Genomic DNA, 15,810 nt, shown 5'->3' on the forward strand with positions numbered 1-15,810 from the left:
CCACATGGGTTATGCGGTGTGGCTTATATCGGACTTAGAACTTGTAACCGATACCCACCATGTAAACCATCGGGTCTACATCCACATTGACCTTGGCCCGAGTGCCCTGGCCCAGCGCGTTGTTATCCACAGTCGCCTTGGTGCTGATGTCGATGTAGCGCGCCTGGGCGTTGATCATCCACTTGTCGTTGATCATGTAGTCGGCGCCGATCTGTGCAGCCCAGCCCCAGGAGTTCTCGGCCTTGAAGTTGCTGAAACCAGCCTGTTCGGCACGGCTGCCCACGTGTTCGTCGTAGATCCAGGTGTAGTTGATACCGGCGCCCACATACGGTTGGAACGCGGATTTGTGATCCAGCGGGTAGTACACGACGCTCAAGGTCGGCGGCAGGTGCTTCAGCGTGCCGAGCTTGCCGTTGGCGGCGCCCAGGGCGGTGTTCTTGATCTTCACGTCATGCTCGAACGGCGTGGCCGCTAGCAATTCGATGCCGACGTGGTCGGTGATCATGTAGGCGAAGTTCAAGCCCAATTGGGTGTCGCTGCTCATGGTCGCCTTGCCGCCCAGGTTGGTGCCGGCCAGCGGGCCCTGGTCAACCTTGACGCTGCTGCTGTCGGCCTTCGGGTTCACGGTAATTGCACCGGCGCGAACCAGAATATCGCCCGCCTGGTGGGCGTGAGCGACGGGGGCGACGAGGGCGAGCGCGAAGAGGGACGCGCCGAGCAGAGACTTGTTCATGGGAGCTCCAAAGGACGTTTAAAAGTTGTACGTCCAATGGTAAAGATCGTTCCGTTCGGTCTTTTGACTCAGCTCAATGAAAGGGTGATCAGTCACTTTCGGCACTGATCTAAACCTGTGGGAGCTGGCTTGCCTGCGATGGCCATAGGTATCTACACAACTTTGGTGCGACGCCGGACTGTGGCGAGGGAGCTTGCTCCCGTGACGGCCTGACAGCCGACGCTGATCTACCTGACACACCACCATCCAAATGTGGGAGCTGGCTTGCCTGCGAAGACGGTCTTACAGCCATCCCTTTCAAGGTCTTCGGTAAAATCCCCTGAAATTTCATTCAGGGATCCCAAACGATGTGGGCCGATGTTCTAGCGCGTTTCGAGAAAAAAGCACCCGCCAGCGTCATGGCCAAATTGGCGCTGGAACAAGCTATTGCACCTGAGTGGGTCGATCAGGTCTTCGAAGAACATCGGCAACGGCAGTATTCTCGTGAACTACTGTTCTCGACCATAATCAAGCTGATGTCCCTTGTTTCATTGGGCTTGAAGCCATCCCTGCACGCCGCTGCGCGGCAACTGGAAGATCTCCCTGTCAGCTTGGCGGCGCTTTACGACAAAATCAGTCGTACAGAACCCGAGCTATTGCGCGCTCTGGTCACCGGTAGTGCGCAACGACTGACTCCAACCATCAAAGAACTGGGCTGCACGACGATGCTGCCGGACTGGCAGGTTCGCGTGGTAGACGGCAATCACCTGGCATCCACTGAGAAGCGTCTGGGGGCTTTACGCCAGGAGCGAGGTGCGGCTCGTCCCGGTTTTTCGGTAGTGGTCTACGATCCTGATCTCGATCAGGTCATCGACCTTCAGGCATGTGAGGATGCCTACGCCAGCGAGCGCGTTTGCGTGTTGCCTCTGTTGGCTAATGCTGAACCGGGCCAGGTGTGGCTGGCTGACCGACTCTACTGCACGCTTCCGGTAATGGAAGCTTGTGAGCAGGTCCAGACGTCCTTTGTCATTCGCCAGCAAGCCAAACATCCACGCCTGATTCAAGAGGGTGAGTGGCAAGAACCCGTGCCTGTGGAAACAGGCTCTGTGCGTGAGCAGATCATCCAGGTCAGAGGCGGTTACCAATGTCGGCGCGTCGAACTGACGCTTCATTCGCCAACAGACTCGGGTGACAGCAGCTTGATGTTCTGGAGCAACCTGCCTGAAAGCGTCAGCGCTGAGCAGATCGCGCAACTCTATCGCCGCCGCTGGAGCATTGAAGGTATGTTCCAGCGACTGGAAGCGATCCTGGAAAGTGAAATCGAAACTCTCGGCAGCCCAAAGGCCGCCTTGCTCGGGTTCACTACGGCAGTGTTGGCCTACAACGTCCTGGCCGTACTCAAGCGAAGCGTGGAGCAAGCCCATCGGGAGACCCAGCCTGATGGCTGGGAAGCCTCGATCTATCACTTGGCGGTCCAGGTCAGGAGTGGTTATGAGGGAATGCAGATTGCACTTCCCTCGGAATATCTTCCCGCCATCCCTGTGGAAAAGTTGGCCCAGCGTTTGTTGGAGCTGGCCAGAAACATCCAACCCAAACAAGTTGCGAAAAGTCCCCGCGGCCCCAAGGTGCCTAAACCCAAGACATGGGTGCAAGGCAAGGCGGTGAATGCGCATGTTTCAACGGACAGGGTAATCAAGGCTGCCAAAACGAAAAGACCTTGAAAGGGCTGGGTCTTACAGCCGACACCTATCTACCTGGCACCCCACGATCCAACTGTGGGAGCGGGCTTGCTCGCGAAGGCAGCCTGGCAGTCAACACAGTTGTGTTGTGTACATATCCATTCCTGCGGTAACGGCCACTTAGGGTTCCGCCCTGACGGCGGCTCACTTTTGAAAAGCGCAAAAGTAAGCAAAACGCTCTTGCCCCACCACTCGGCACCTCGCTTAGGCTCGGTGTGCCCGTAATCCGCCAGTGATTTGGGGGGCCGCCGCCACGCGCCATCCATGGCGCGGGGCGGCTAAACCGGCATCCCTGCCGGTTTACCCCCCAAATCCCTGTCGAATTCCGGCCAGCGTGGTTTAACGGGGCGCCTAAGATCAAAAGCAGATCAAGATCAAGAGCGGCTCGCTTCGCATCGTGGTTACCGTCCACCGTTACAGCGTTGTGTAGATACCTATGCTGCGATAGCGGTGGTTCAGTTAAAGACTCAGTGACTGATACACCGTCTTCGGGAGCAAGCCCGCACACATTTGGATCTTCGGTGTGTTTGCTGGTGGGGTTATTCCTCCAGCTCGTACATATAAATCTTCTGGGCATCCATCTGGTAACCCGCGTCGGCCAACTCGCTGGACGATGGCTTGACCTGCATCGCGCCTTCGATCCAGTACGGTTGATACAGCTCATCGAGCTTTACACCCACCTCGCTTTTCACATGCACGATCTGGTTCGACGGCGGTGGCGGCACATGGATACAGGCGCCGAAATACGGCACCAGCAGAAACTCCGTGGTGCGGCCTTCTTCGCTGACTTCCAACGGCACGATATACCCCGGCAGGCGAATGTGCTGGCCATCCAGGCTCTGTACCACCGGCGCGTTGGGCATGTCCTGCTTGGCCGCAGGCGCGGCTTCGGCGGACAAGGCATCGGCCATGTTCGACAGGTCGTGCAGCGGCTTCATATTGGGCACTTCCGGCGGCGCATCCGGCGGGATCATCTCCTGCCAGGACAAATCCTTGGGCTGCTCCTGCGCCCAGGCAGGCACGGCCATCAACAACAACAGGGCAAACAGGGAACGACGCATCGAAGCCTTCCTCATAAACGGATGGACAGGCCATCGGCCAAAGATTGGCGGTAGGCGCGCCACGCGGGCACGCTGCCCATCAACAGGGCGGCTACCAGGATACCGGCGAGCAACGTCCATTCATATTCGCTCGGCCACGACATCGGCAGGTCCAGGCCGTAATTGGCCTGCAAATAACCCCGCGAGGCGGCGATGCACAGGTACAGCAACCCCAGGCCCGCCACTACGCCAGACAAGGCCAGGGCGAAGGCTTCAAAGATCAGCAGCGTTGCGATGTGCCAAGGCCGCGCGCCCACCGACCGCAGGATCGCCATCTCGCGGCGGCGCTCGTTAAGGCTGGTGAGGATCGCCGTGAGCATGCCGATCAACCCGGTCAGCACCACGAACAACGAAATCACAAACAAGGCTTTTTCGGCAGTGCCCATCATGCTCCACAGTTCTTGCAGCGCGACGCCGGGCAGGATCGCCAGCATCGGCTCGCCACGGAATTCATTGATCTGCCGTTGCAAGGCGAAGGTGGAAATTTTGTTGTTCAGGCCCAGCATGAACGCGGTAATGGCTTGCGGCGTGAGGTCCATATTGCGCGCCTGGTCGGCACTGATGCGGCCTTTGCCCTGGGCCGGCACGCCGTTGTGCCAGTCGATATGAATTGCTTCCATGCCGCCGAGGCTGATATGCAGCGTGCGGTCCACTGGCGTGCCGGTGCGCTTGAGAATGCCGACCACCGTGAACGGTTTGTCGTCATGCTTGACCAGGCTGACCACCGCCACGCCGTGGGCCAGCACCAGCTTGTCGCCGAGTTTGTAATGCAGGGCGTCGGCCACTTCGGCGCCGAGCACCACTTCGAACGGGTCGGTGGCGAAGGCGCGGCCACTGGCCAGTTCGAGGTTTTGCTTGCGCCCGTACTGGTAGTGCTCGAAGTAGGATTCGTTGGTGCCCATCACCCGGTAGCCGCGGTGGGAGTCGCCGAGGGAGATCGGGATCGCCCATTTCACTTGAGGGTTGGCGGCGAAGTGCTCGTAGCTGTCCCAACGGATGTTGTTGGTGGCGTTGCCAATGCGGAACACCGAATACAGCAGTAGGTTGACCGAGCCGGAACGAGCGCCGACGATCAGGTCGGTGCCGCTGATGGTGCTGGCGAAACTGTTGCGCGCCTCGACGCGCACACGCTCCACCGCGAGCAGCAAGCAGACGGACAGTGCGATGGCAAACGCGGTGAGGATCGCGGTAAAGCGGCGGTTAGCCAGGCTGGCCATGGCTAGACGGAACAGATACATCTCAAACCTCTGCGGGCATGGCGGCGCGATTGAGTTCGGCCAGCGACAGGTTGCGGTCGAACAGCGACGCCAGGCTTTGGTCATGGCTGACAAACAACAGGCTGGCGCCCGCTTCGCGGCATTCTGCGAACAGCAACTGCAGGAAGGCTTCGCGGGCGTCGTAGTCCAGGGCCGAGGTGGGTTCGTCGGCGATCACCAGCTCCGGCTGGCCGATCAGCGCTCGGGCAGCGGCCACCCGTTGTTGCTGGCCGATGGACAGCGAATCGGCACGGCGTTCCAGCAGGCTTGGATCCTTCAAACCCAGGTGTGCGAGCAAGGTCGCAGCGGCCTGGTCGACACTGCCGTGGCGCTGCTTGGCCCGTTGCGCGCGCAGCTTGGAAAAGTGGCAAGGCAGCTCGACGTTCTCGCGAACTGACAGAAACGGCAGCAGGTTGAACTGCTGGAAGATATAGCCGGTGTGGTCCACACGGAAACGGTCACGGGCGCCGGCCGAGAGTTCGGTCAACTCCTGGCCGAGCAGGCGGATGCTGCCTTGGCTGGGCTTCTGCACACCGCCCAACAGCCCCAGCAAAGTGGTCTTGCCACTGCCGCTTGGGCCCTTGAGGAACAAGGTTTCCCCGGGTTCCAGGCGGAACGCGGGGATGTCCAGCAACTGCGGGTGACCGGGCCAGTTGAAGCCCAGGTCGGACAGTTCGATCAGTGCTTGGGTCATGTGAACTCAGAACTTCAGAGTGGCTGCGGTCGCTGTCGCGTCAACACCTTGCTGACCGCTCGGGCCGATCAGTTGTACCCGAATTTTCTGGGTGGCGGGGAAGGTCTTGAACACCTGGCTCAAGTCCAGGTTGCCCAGGGCCGCCGGTGTGGCGCAGGTGAACTGGTAATGGGCGTGGATTTCACTGTGGTCGTGATCATGCTTGTGGGCGGCGGCGCCTTTGCCGTCGGTGGCGTGGTCATCGTCGTCATGCTCGGCTTCTGGTTTGTCACCGAACAACGGGCTGTTGAGTTCCTGGCTGCTGACCACGCAACCTGCGGCCTTGGGCAGGTTGAACAGGGCCGATGGATTTTCCAGCTGTTTGCGCACGGCGGCGACCTTGGCTTTGTCGGCGGCGCTGGTGGCTACATGCTCGAAACCCACCAGGTTCATGGCCGGGCTGTCCAGTTCCAGCTCCAGGGCCTGGCCGTCCAGCACGGCATTCAGGCGCCCGACGCCATGTTCATGGGCACCGAGGCTGCCGTGTTCGTGGTCATGGTCTTCATGGGCATGAGCGACAGCCAGAGGCAGCAGGGCAAACGGCAAAGCGAGCAGCAAACGGCGCATGAGAGGGCTCCAGGATGAAAGTTTTGTTATGTGATCTTATAACAATTGAGCCGAGAGTTTGACCGCCCGCTTGGTGTTGCGCAAGCTGCGTGGGAGCATGCCCGTCAGAAAAATGCAGGAGTAAGGACGATGTTGCGAATTCGTGGAACCATCGGCGACCTGCCGGTGGACTTGACCTTGGAGCTGGACGACGGCGATTGGGCGCGATTGGGCGCACAACTTCAGGCCGCGCCAACGCCCAGCGCGCCCACTGCGGCACCGGTCAAACAGAACGAAGACCTGTGGCAGAACGCCCAGGATTTACTGCGCAAGGCCGGGCAACTCAATGGCCTGGAATTGCTCGACCAACTCGAAGGCTTGGCCGGCGATGCCGGTGCCGGCAAGCGCTTGCTGGTGCGCCTGCGCCACAGCGCGAACGTGAAGGTGGCCAGCGGCGGCGACACCCCGCTCTACACCTGGGTCGGCCCTTTGTAGGCGCGAGCTCGCTCGCGAAAAACCCTCAGGCACCGCGTTCATTCCGGATGCCCGCGTTATCGTTGTCGTTTTTCGCGAGCAAGCTCGCTCCTACACGGTTGGGTTAGTACAGCGCGGCAAACAACTTGCGGCGGTACACCGTGACCAGCGGGTGATCATTGCCCAGCAATTCGAACACCTGCAGCAAGGTCTTGTGGGGCAGGCCTTCGCTGTAGCTGCGGTTGCGGATAAACAACTTGAGCAAACCTTCCAGCGCCGCGTCGTATTGCTGGCGCGCCAGTTGCTGGATCGCCAACTGATAGGCGGCTTCGTCATCCTGCGGGTTTTGCGCCAGACGGCTTTTCAGCTCGGCGGCGTCCGGCAAGTCCGCAGCCTGGCGCAGGAAGGTGATTTGCGCCTTGGCCCCGGCCAGCGCGGCCTTGTGGTCGTCGCTCTTGACCGCGTCGAGTACGGCCTGGGCTTCACCCAGCTCACCGCGCTCAGCCAGGCAACGTGCGTACAGGATCAGGGCGGCGGCGTTGGTGTTGTCCTCGCCCAACAACTGCACCAGCAGCGCTTCGGCCTCGCTGATGCGCCCTTCGCTGAACAGCGCCTGAGCCTGCTCCAGCGGGTCCGCCGCAGCCGGTGGCGGCATCTGCACATGGGGTTCCAGCATTGCCCGTACTGCCGATTCCGGCTGTGCCCCGGCAAAACCGTCCACCGGTTGGCCATCCTTGAACAGCACCACCGTCGGCAGGCTTTGAATGCCAAAACGCGCCACGATGTCTTGTTCGGCTTCGCAGTCGACTTTGGCCAGCAGCAACTCGCCCTGATAACTCTCGGCAATCTTCGCCAGCATCGGCATCAGCGCTTTGCAGGGAGCGCACCATTCGGCCCAGAAATCGACCAATACGGGCTTTTCGTAGGAGTTCTGAATAACGGCCTGATCGAAGTTGGCGGTGGTGACGTCGAAGATGTACGGCGTGGGCTCACTCATGGGGCATCTCGAATAAAGCGGGAATGGGGGCAACTATAAGGGCTGGCGAGGTTGGCTGAAAGCATCGTGGTAGCGCCCACCTTGAAATGCATCCCTTGTGGGAGCGGGCTTGCCCGCGATGGCCATAGGTATCTACACAACTTCGGTACGACGCTAACCTGTGGTGAAGGAGTTTGCTCCCGTGACGACCTGACAGCCGAAGCATATCCATCTGACGCCCCGCGATCCAAATGTGGGAGCTGGCTTGCCTGCGATGACGGCCTGACAGCCGGCCCCTGTCTATCTGACGCCCCGCGATCAAATTGTGGGAGCGGGCTTGCTCGCGAAGGCGGCCTGGCAGTCAACGCAGTTGGATTGTATATATCCATTGCTGCGGTAACGGCCACTTAGGGTTCCGCCCTGACGGCGGCTCACTTTTGAAAAGCGCAAAAGTAAGCAAAACGCTCTTGCCCCACCACTCGGCACCTCGCTCACGCTCGGTGTGCCCGAACGCAGGCTTGAATCCGTGGGCCGCCGCCACGCGCCATCCATGGCGCGGGGCGGCTAACCCGGCGTCCTGCCGGGTTACCCACGAATTCAAGCCTGCGTTCGGCCAGCGTGGTTTAACGGGGCGCCTGAGATCAAAAGCAGATCAAGAGCAAGATCAACAGCGGCTCGCTTCGCATCGTGGTTGCCGCCGACTGCTACAGAGTTGTGTAGATACCTATGCCGCGATGGCCTCAAGCACGCCGCGAATGGTACAGGCTCACCTTACGAAACTCCCAAGGCTCGGCCAGATCCGGCAGGGTCAAAGCCTCGAGGATCTCCAGCCGCCGGTAATCCGGATGCTGGAAATCCCGTACCCGCGAATCCGCCACCAGCGCTTCGCGGCCGCGGGTCAGGAACTGATCCAGCAACGGCAGGTTGGCGCGGTCGTAGAGCACGTCGGCCACCAGGATCAGGTCGAAGCGGTCGGCTTCGGCAAAAAAGTCTGCCGAATAACTCAGCGCCACCTGGTTGAGCTCGGCATTCGCACGGCAAGCGGCCAAGGCCAGTGGGTCCAGGTCGCAGGCCACCACCTCCAGGGCGCCAGCCTTGACGGCAGCGATCCCGGCCACGCCCGAACCTGCGCCGAAATCCAGCACGCGTTTGCCGGCGACCCACTCGGGATGCGCCGCCAGGTAACGCGCCAGCGCCAGGCCGCTGGCCCAGCAAAAGCTCCAGTAGGGCGGCTCATGCAGAATGCGCCGGGTTTCTTCCTGGCTGAAGGCGCGGTCCATGTTGTCGGCGTCCAGCAGCCACAACGACAATGCGGTGCCCGGTAACGGGCAGGGCACCAATTGCGCATCGCCAATCAACGCGCTCAAGGCGTGTTGAAGGCCCAGCGGTGGCGTCATGGCGCCTTGACGAGTTGCAGGGGGCCGGTGCTCTGGGTGATCGCCTGGGTGACGCGCACGGCAGGCAGGTGCAGGATCAACTGGCCGGACTGGCTGGCACGACCGCGCAATTCAACGCGGGCACCGGTCGGGAAGGCTTCAGGGTTGAAACGCAGGCGAAAGGCCAGGGGCTTGCCGTTGCCGCTCAGTACGCTGCTGGCGAGCAGTTGCTGGGGGCGCGAACGGTCGTCGATCACCAAGAGCGCCATCTCGACTTCGGCACCGGCCGGCACGTTGGTCAGGCTGCCGCTGATTTCGCGTTGATAGGCGGGCAGGGGGCCGAGGTCTTCGATGCCCGGGACTTTTTTCTCTTGCGCCGGTGTCGGTTGAGGCGCGGCCGGCTTGGGGGCTTCGCTGCTGCAGGCGACCAGAAAACTGAACAGGCTGAGTAGAACAAGTGGTCGTAACTGCATGTACGGCTCCAGAAAGGACAAAATCCGTGGCTTAAAAATATGAAACATATAAGCCTGCCTATATACCGTAAAGGCTATGGCTTGTCTTGCCACAGGGATGCGCTACCATGGCCCTCCCATTTTTTGTTGCCTGCCAACCATGCACTGTCCCTTCTGCGGTGCCAACGACACCAAGGTCATCGACTCGCGTCTGGTCGCCGAGGGCGACCAAGTGCGTCGCCGGCGCGAATGCCTGGCCTGTGGTGAACGTTTCACCACCTTCGAAACCGCCGAACTGGTGTTGCCCCGTCTGATCAAGTCCGACGGCAGCCGCCAGCCTTTCGACGAAGAAAAACTGCGCGCCGGTATGCAGCGCGCCCTGGAAAAACGCCCCGTGAGTGTCGAGCGCCTGGAAGCGGCGCTGGTGCATATCAAGCACAAACTGCGGGCGACCGGCGAGCGCGAGGTCAAGAGCCTGGTGGTCGGCGAGCTGGTGATGGGCGAGCTGCAAAAGCTCGACGAAGTCGCCTATATCCGTTTTGCCTCGGTGTATCGACGCTTCCAGGACCTCAATGAGTTCCGCGAAGAGATCGACCGCCTGGCCCGTGAGCCCTCCAAACAATGACCTCTGAACAGGCTGTGCTCGACGCCCACTACATGGCCCGCGCCCTCGAATTGGCGCGCAAGGGCCTGTACACCACCCACCCCAACCCGCGGGTTGGCTGCGTGATAGTGCGTGACGGGCAGATTGTCGGCGAAGGCTGGCATGAGCGTACCGGCGAACCCCATGCCGAACCGAATGCCCTGCGCGCCGCTGGCGACAAGGCCCGTGGCGCGACGGTGTATGTCACCCTTGAGCCTTGCAGCCATCATGGTCGTACGCCGCCCTGCGCCGATGCGCTGTTGACCGCCGGGGTCGCGCGGGTGGTGGCCGGCATGCAGGACCCGAACCCGGAAGTGGCCGGGCGGGGCATGCAGCGCTTGGCCCAGGCCGGTATCGAGGTGCGCAGCGGTGTGCTGGAAACCGAAGCGCGGGCGCTTAACCCCGGCTTCCTCAAGCGCATGGAGCACGGCCTGCCGTTTGTGCGGGTCAAGCTGGCGATGAGCCTGGACGGCCGCACGGCGATGGCCAGCGGTGAAAGCCAGTGGATCACCGGCCCCGCCGCCCGTGCTGCGGTGCAACGCCTGCGTGCCGAAGCCAGTGTGGTGCTGACCGGCGCCGACACGGTACTGGCCGACGGCGCCCGCTTGACCGTACGCGCCGCCGAACTGGGCCTGGACGCAGCAACCACCGCCCTGGCCATGTCGCGCCCGCCGCTACGCGTGTTGATCGATGGCCGCCTGCGGGTGCCGCTCAACGCACCGTTCTTCAAGGCCGGCCCGGCATTGGTCATCACCTGCGTCACCCCAGAGAACCAGTTCCCCCGTGGCCCCGAGTGCCTGGTAGTACCGGGCGTGGAAGGCCAGGTGGACCTGCGCTCGGCATTGGTCGCCCTGGCTGCCCGTGGCGTCAACGACGTGTTGGTGGAAGCTGGGCCAAGCCTGGCCGGTGCGTTTGCCCAACAAGGCCTGGTGGATGAGTACGTGATATTTATCGCCGGCAAGTTCTTAGGCTCCGCTGCCCGCCCGTTGCTGGACTGGCCGCTTGAGAAGTTGGCCGACGCCCCCCAACTCAAGATCACCGAAATGCGCGCTGTGGGCGACGACTGGCGAGTCACTGCCATCCCCGTCCCAGCAGCGAGCGTATAATTCCCGGCCTGCGCCTAAGCGCCAGCCTCTCGTTTTCAGGAGAACGAAATGTTCACCGGCATTATCGAATCCATCGGCAGCATCCGTGCAATGACCCCCAAAGGCGGCGATGTCCGCCTGCTGGTTGAAACCGGCAAGCTGGACCTCGGCGACGTCAAGCTGGGCGACAGCATCGCCGTCAGCGGCGTGTGCCTGACCGTCATCGAGCTGCCGGGCAACGGCTTTGCCGCCGATGTCAGCCGGGAAACTCTGGACTGCACCGCAATGAATGACCTTGCGGCCGGGAGCCCGGTCAATCTGGAAAAAGCCCTGACGCCGACCACCCGCCTGGGCGGTCACCTGGTCAGCGGCCACGTCGACGGTGTCGGCGAAGTGGTCGCCCGCAGCGAAAACGCCCGCGCCGTGGAATTTCGTATCCGCGCGCCCAAAGAGCTGGCCAAGTACATCGCCCACAAAGGCTCGATCACCGTCGACGGCACCAGCCTGACCGTGAACGCCGTGAATGGCGCCGAATTTGAACTGACCATCATTCCCCACACCCTCAGCGAAACCATCATGGCCTCGTACCAGCCGGGTCGCCGGGTGAACCTGGAAGTGGACTTGCTTGCCCGTTACCTGGAGCGCCTGTTGTTGGGCGAAAAGGCCGCAGAGCCTGCAGCCGGTAACATCACCGAAAGTTTTCTGGCCGCTAACGGCTACCTGAAATCCTGACCAAGGGGGTGCCGCGTGGCGCTCAATAGCATCGAAGAACTGGTTGAAGACATCCGCCAAGGCAAGATGGTCATCCTCATGGATGACGAAGATCGCGAGAACGAAGGCGATATCATCATGGCCGCCGAGGCGTGCAAGCCCGAGCACATCAACTTCATGGCCAAGCACGCCCGTGGGCTGATTTGCATGCCCATGAGCCGCGAACGCTGCGAATTGCTCAAGCTGCCCTTGATGGCGCCGCGCAATGGCTCGGGTTTCGGCACCAAGTTCACCGTATCCATTGAAGCCACCACGGGCGTCACCACCGGCATTTCCGCCGCTGACCGCGCCCGCACCGTGCAAGCCGCTGCTGCCAAAGACGCCAAGGCCGAAGATATCGTCAGCCCCGGCCACATTTTCCCGCTGATGGCCCAGCCGGGCGGTACCCTGGCCCGTGCCGGTCACACCGAAGCCGCCTGCGACCTGGCGCGCATGGCCGGTTTCGAGCCAAGCGGGGTGATCTGCGAAGTGATGAACGATGATGGCACCATGGCCCGTCGTACTGAACTCGAAGCCTTTGCTGCCGAACACAACCTCAAGATCGGCACCATCGCCGACCTGATTCACTACCGCATGATCCACGAACGTACCGTTCAGCGGATTGCCGAGCAGCCGCTGGACAGCGAACTGGGCCAATTCAATTTGGTGACCTACCGTGATTCAGTGGAAGGCGACGTGCACATGGCCCTGACCCTGGGCAACATTTGCGCCGAAGAACCGACCCTGGTACGCGTGCACAACATGGACCCCCTGCGTGACCTGTTGATGGTCAAGCAGCCGGGCCGCTGGAGCCTGCGCGCCGCCATGGCCGCGGTTTCCGAGGCGGGCAGCGGTGTGGTGCTGTTGCTCGGTCACCCGCTGGATGGTGATGTGTTGCTGGCGCATATCCGCGAAACCGCTGATGCCGTGCCGGTGAAAAAGCCGACCACCTACAGCATCGTCGGTGCCGGTTCGCAGATCCTGCGCGACTTGGGTGTGCGCAAAATGCGCCTGATGAGCGCACCGATGAAATTTAATGCGATATCCGGATTCGACCTGGAAGTTGTAGAATACGTGCCCTCCGAATAAAGGCCGGCGATTCTTGCCCCTTGTTCGCGGTTAAATCATCACTGAGGGACGCACTTTTCGCGTCCCGGCTCTTTAAGAGATTTGTCGAATGACCCTGAAGACCATCGAAGGTACCTTCATCGCCCCCAAAGGCCGCTATGCCCTGGTGGTTGGCCGCTTCAACAGCTTCGTGGTTGAAAGCCTGGTAAGCGGTGCGGTTGACGCCCTGGTTCGCCACGGTGTGAGCGAGAGCGATATCACCCTTATCCGCGCGCCTGGCGCCTTCGAAATTCCACTGGTTGCGCAAAAAGTTGCTCAGCAGGGTGAATACGCGGCGATCATCGCCCTGGGCGCAGTGATTCGTGGCGGTACCCCGCACTTCGAATACGTGGCCGGCGAATGCACCAAGGGCCTGGCCCAGGTGTCCATGGAGTTCGGCGTACCAGTCGCTTTCGGCGTACTGACCGTGGACTCCATCGAGCAAGCCATCGAGCGTTCCGGCACCAAGGCCGGTAACAAAGGCGCCGAAGCTGCCTTGTCCGCCCTGGAAATGGTCAGCCTGCTGTCGCAGTTGGAGGCCAAGTGATTTCCGACGAAAGCGATCAGTTCAACCCTCAGGAGCCGCGTCCTGCTGATGCCGGCAAGCCGTCCAAGAGCGAGAAGCGTCGCAAGGCGCGTCAACTTGCGACCCAGGCGCTGTACCAGCGTCACCTGGCAGGCGCTTCGCTGAACGAAATCGAGGCACAGTTTCGCGTCGATAACGATTTCACCTTCGCCGACCAGAGCTACTTCCACGACATCCTGCACGGCGTGCACGCCAACCTGAGCGAGATCGACACAGCCCTGGCGCCTTGCCTGGACCTGACCATCGAAGAACTCGACCCGGTTGAGCTGTGCGTAATGCGCCTGTCCACCTGGGAACTGCTCAAGCGCGTTGACGTGCCGTACCGCGTGGTGATCAACGAAGGCATCGAACTGGCGAAAGTCTACGGTTCGACCGACGGCCACAAGTTCGTCAACGGCGTGCTCGACAAACTGGCCCCGCGTCTGCGTGAAGCCGAAGTGAAGGAACACAAGCGCTAACCTGCGCTTGAGTCTTCAATGGGTGAGTTTGAGCTGATCCGCACTTACTTCGCCGCCGCGCCCTGTGCGCAAGGCGGCGAAGGCATTGCCCTGGGGATCGGCGACGACTGCGCCTTGCTGGCGCTTCCCGCCGGGGAGCAACTGGCAGTCTCCACCGATACGCTGGTGGCTGGCGTGCATTTTGCCGACCCCTGTGACCCGTTCCTGCTCGGCCAGCGCTCGCTGGCCGTAGCGGTGAGCGACCTGGCCGCCATGGGCGCCCACCCCCTCGCCTTTACCCTTGCCCTGACCACGCCGAGCGTCGAAGCTGATTGGCTGCAACGCTATGCCCAAGGCTTGAACGCCATGGCGCAAAGCTGCGGCGTAGGCTTGGTGGGCGGCGATACCACCCGTGGGCCGCTGAGCCTCACCCTGACCGTGTTCGGGCGTGTGCCGGCTGGCCAGGCCTTGACGCGCAGCGGTGCTCAGCCGGGTGATTTGCTGTGTGTCGGCGGCGAGCTGGGCAATGCTGCGGGCGCCTTGCCGCTGGTATTGGGGCAGCGCACGGCTGACGCAGCAATCGCCGAGCCGCTGCTGGCGCATTACTGGTCGCCGCAACCGCAGCTGGCCCTGGGGCTGGCGTTGCGGGGCAAGGCGACAGCAGCCATGGATATCTCCGATGGGCTGTTGGCCGACTGTGGGCATATCGCCAAGGCGTCAGCGGTGCGCCTGGTGGTTGAGCGTCAGCGGTTGCCGTTGTCTGCGGCCTTGCTGGCGTTTGTCGGTAAAGACCAGGCTCACGTGGCGGCGTTGAGCGGGGGCGACGACTATGTGTTGGCGTTCACCTTGCCACCGTCCCAGTTGGCACCGTTGCAGGCCGCTGGCTGGCCAGTGCATGTGGTCGGCCGCGTCGAAGCGGGGCAGGGCGTGACGCTGCTCGACGGCAACGGCCAGGACATCACCCCGGCCGTGCGCGGCTACCAGCATTTTCGCCAGGCGCCCTAAGCCGGCGCTCTGCGCTACCCTTTATACGATTATCCCGAGTAAGAGGCCGTGACTATGGCTGCATGCCGCTGGCTGCTGATCGTGCTGTGTACCTTCGCTTCCCTGGCCCAGGCGAACACTCCCGCGCCCGGCAAAATCGTGCTGGCCAGTGAGGAATGGAACGACTACACCAACAAAGATGGCAGCGGTTTGGCCTGGGACGTGTTGCGCCAAGTCTTTGAACCGGCTGGCATCACCGTGCACACCCGCAGCGTGCCCTACACCCGCTCGATCGGCCTGGCCCAGCGTGGTGAGGTGGATGGGTGTGTCGGCACCTATCGCGAGGAGGCCAGTGGGGTGCTGTACCCGCGCTGGAACTTCGACGCCGATCATGTCTATGCTCTCGGGCTGGCCACTGCACCCACGCCGACCCTGGCGACCTTGGGCAAGTACCGCCTGGCCTGGGTGCGTGGTTACAAATACGAGGGGTACCTGCCCAACGTGCAGCGCTTTAATCAGATCGAGCGGCGCAGCGGCATTCTGCCGATGCTGCAACACGGCCGTGCCGATTTCTATATCGATGCCCTTACCGAAGCCAAATACGTACTCAGCCAGGCGCAAGATCCGGCGCTATTCAAACTCAGCCATATCGCTGAACTACCGCTCTACGTAGCCTTCGCCGACACCGAGCGCGGCAGGGCATTGATGGCCGTGTATGACCAGCGCTTGGCCAGCCTGGTCAAGACCGGTGAGCTGAAAGCAATTTTCGACCGCTGGAAACAACCCTACCCCCTGTAGGAGCGAGCTTGCTCGCGAAAAACTCATAAACGCCACGTTCACCCAGGATACCCCGT

General features: G+C 61.8%; 18 protein-coding genes. 10 read left to right on the forward strand and 8 right to left on the reverse strand.

The window, feature by feature from the left end; genetic code table 11:
• Window positions 1-34: 34 nt before the first annotated feature.
• Window positions 35-733, reverse strand: coding sequence for an OmpW family protein (locus CRN80_RS12220; RefSeq protein ID WP_014720136.1), 699 nt, complete (start codon window positions 731-733; stop codon window positions 35-37).
• Window positions 734-1,131: 398 nt separating this feature from the next.
• Between CRN80_RS12220 and CRN80_RS12225 the strand changes: the two genes are divergently transcribed.
• Window positions 1,132-2,433, forward strand: a complete 1,302-nt coding sequence (locus CRN80_RS12225; RefSeq protein WP_098952603.1) for an IS4 family transposase — start codon at window positions 1,132-1,134, stop codon at window positions 2,431-2,433.
• A gap of 557 nt (window positions 2,434-2,990) precedes the next feature.
• Here the strand turns inward: CRN80_RS12225 and CRN80_RS12235 are convergent.
• Genes CRN80_RS12235 through CRN80_RS12250 form a run of 4 tightly spaced genes read right to left on the reverse strand, consistent with a single transcriptional unit; the run spans window position 2,991 to window position 6,107 of the window.
• Entirely contained in the window at window positions 2,991-3,512 is a 522-nt protein-coding gene (locus CRN80_RS12235; RefSeq protein WP_098950224.1) for a DUF3299 domain-containing protein, read from the reverse strand.
• 11 nt (window positions 3,513-3,523) lie between these two features.
• Entirely contained in the window at window positions 3,524-4,789 is a 1,266-nt protein-coding gene (locus CRN80_RS12240; RefSeq protein WP_098950225.1) for an ABC transporter permease, read from the reverse strand.
• A gap of 1 nt (window position 4,790) precedes the next feature.
• Complete coding sequence (locus tag CRN80_RS12245; RefSeq protein ID WP_044269070.1) at window positions 4,791-5,501, reverse strand: ABC transporter ATP-binding protein; 711 nt, start codon at window positions 5,499-5,501, stop codon at window positions 4,791-4,793.
• Window positions 5,502-5,507: 6 nt separating this feature from the next.
• On the reverse strand, window positions 5,508-6,107 hold the full coding sequence (locus tag CRN80_RS12250; RefSeq protein WP_098950226.1) for a DUF2796 domain-containing protein: 600 nt from the start codon (window positions 6,105-6,107) through the stop codon (window positions 5,508-5,510).
• A 129-nt stretch (window positions 6,108-6,236) separates the two neighbouring features.
• On the opposite strand from CRN80_RS12250, the gene CRN80_RS12255 reads away from it, so the two are divergent.
• The gene (locus tag CRN80_RS12255) at window positions 6,237-6,581 is read left to right on the forward strand and encodes a hypothetical protein (RefSeq protein ID WP_032895093.1); all 345 of its coding nucleotides are present in this window, start codon (window positions 6,237-6,239) and stop codon (window positions 6,579-6,581) included.
• 103 nt (window positions 6,582-6,684) lie between these two features.
• Here the strand turns inward: CRN80_RS12255 and trxA are convergent, their stop codons facing one another.
• From trxA to CRN80_RS12280, 3 genes are all read right to left on the reverse strand, one after another.
• A complete protein-coding gene (gene trxA / locus CRN80_RS12260; protein WP_098950227.1) occupies window positions 6,685-7,557 on the reverse strand; it encodes a thioredoxin in 873 nt (290 codons plus the stop codon).
• Window positions 7,558-8,276: 719 nt separating this feature from the next.
• A complete protein-coding gene (locus CRN80_RS12275) occupies window positions 8,277-8,933 on the reverse strand; it encodes a methyltransferase (protein ID WP_044269058.1) in 657 nt (218 codons plus the stop codon).
• Window positions 8,930-9,385, reverse strand: coding sequence for a YbaY family lipoprotein (locus CRN80_RS12280; protein ID WP_098950229.1), 456 nt, complete (start codon window positions 9,383-9,385; stop codon window positions 8,930-8,932). Before CRN80_RS12280 ends, CRN80_RS12275 begins: the two co-directional genes overlap by 4 nt.
• 139 nt (window positions 9,386-9,524) lie before the next feature.
• On the opposite strand from CRN80_RS12280, the gene nrdR reads away from it, so the two are divergent.
• From nrdR to CRN80_RS12320, 8 genes are all read left to right on the forward strand, one after another.
• Window positions 9,525-9,989: a transcriptional regulator NrdR gene (gene nrdR, locus CRN80_RS12285; RefSeq protein WP_019818855.1), complete on the forward strand. Its 465-nt coding sequence runs from the start codon at window positions 9,525-9,527 to the stop codon at window positions 9,987-9,989.
• Window positions 9,986-11,113 (forward strand): bifunctional diaminohydroxyphosphoribosylaminopyrimidine deaminase/5-amino-6-(5-phosphoribosylamino)uracil reductase RibD, encoded by a 1,128-nt coding sequence (gene ribD, locus CRN80_RS12290; protein WP_098950230.1) that lies wholly within the window; start codon window positions 9,986-9,988, stop codon window positions 11,111-11,113. Before nrdR ends, ribD begins: the two co-directional genes overlap by 4 nt.
• Before the next feature lie 48 nt (window positions 11,114-11,161).
• On the forward strand, window positions 11,162-11,824 hold the full coding sequence (locus tag CRN80_RS12295; protein WP_047711880.1) for a riboflavin synthase: 663 nt from the start codon (window positions 11,162-11,164) through the stop codon (window positions 11,822-11,824).
• A gap of 15 nt (window positions 11,825-11,839) precedes the next feature.
• On the forward strand, window positions 11,840-12,931 hold the full coding sequence (gene ribBA, locus CRN80_RS12300; RefSeq protein WP_003194579.1) for a bifunctional 3,4-dihydroxy-2-butanone-4-phosphate synthase/GTP cyclohydrolase II: 1,092 nt from the start codon (window positions 11,840-11,842) through the stop codon (window positions 12,929-12,931).
• Window positions 12,932-13,019: 88 nt separating this feature from the next.
• On the forward strand, window positions 13,020-13,496 hold the full coding sequence (gene ribE, locus CRN80_RS12305; protein ID WP_003194576.1) for a 6,7-dimethyl-8-ribityllumazine synthase: 477 nt from the start codon (window positions 13,020-13,022) through the stop codon (window positions 13,494-13,496).
• On the forward strand, window positions 13,493-13,993 hold the full coding sequence (gene nusB / locus CRN80_RS12310; RefSeq protein WP_098950231.1) for a transcription antitermination factor NusB: 501 nt from the start codon (window positions 13,493-13,495) through the stop codon (window positions 13,991-13,993). The genes ribE and nusB overlap by 4 nt, the downstream gene beginning before the upstream one ends.
• Before the next feature lie 18 nt (window positions 13,994-14,011).
• Complete coding sequence (gene thiL / locus CRN80_RS12315; protein ID WP_098950232.1) at window positions 14,012-14,977, forward strand: thiamine-phosphate kinase; 966 nt, start codon at window positions 14,012-14,014, stop codon at window positions 14,975-14,977.
• Window positions 14,978-15,031: 54 nt separating this feature from the next.
• Complete coding sequence (locus CRN80_RS12320) at window positions 15,032-15,754, forward strand: ABC transporter substrate-binding protein (RefSeq protein WP_098950233.1); 723 nt, start codon at window positions 15,032-15,034, stop codon at window positions 15,752-15,754.
• Window positions 15,755-15,810: the final 56 nt, after the last annotated feature.

Origin of the sequence: Pseudomonas sp. FDAARGOS_380 (assembly GCF_002591235.1) — a bacterium.
GTDB lineage: Bacteria > Pseudomonadota > Gammaproteobacteria > Pseudomonadales > Pseudomonadaceae > Aquipseudomonas > Aquipseudomonas salmasensis.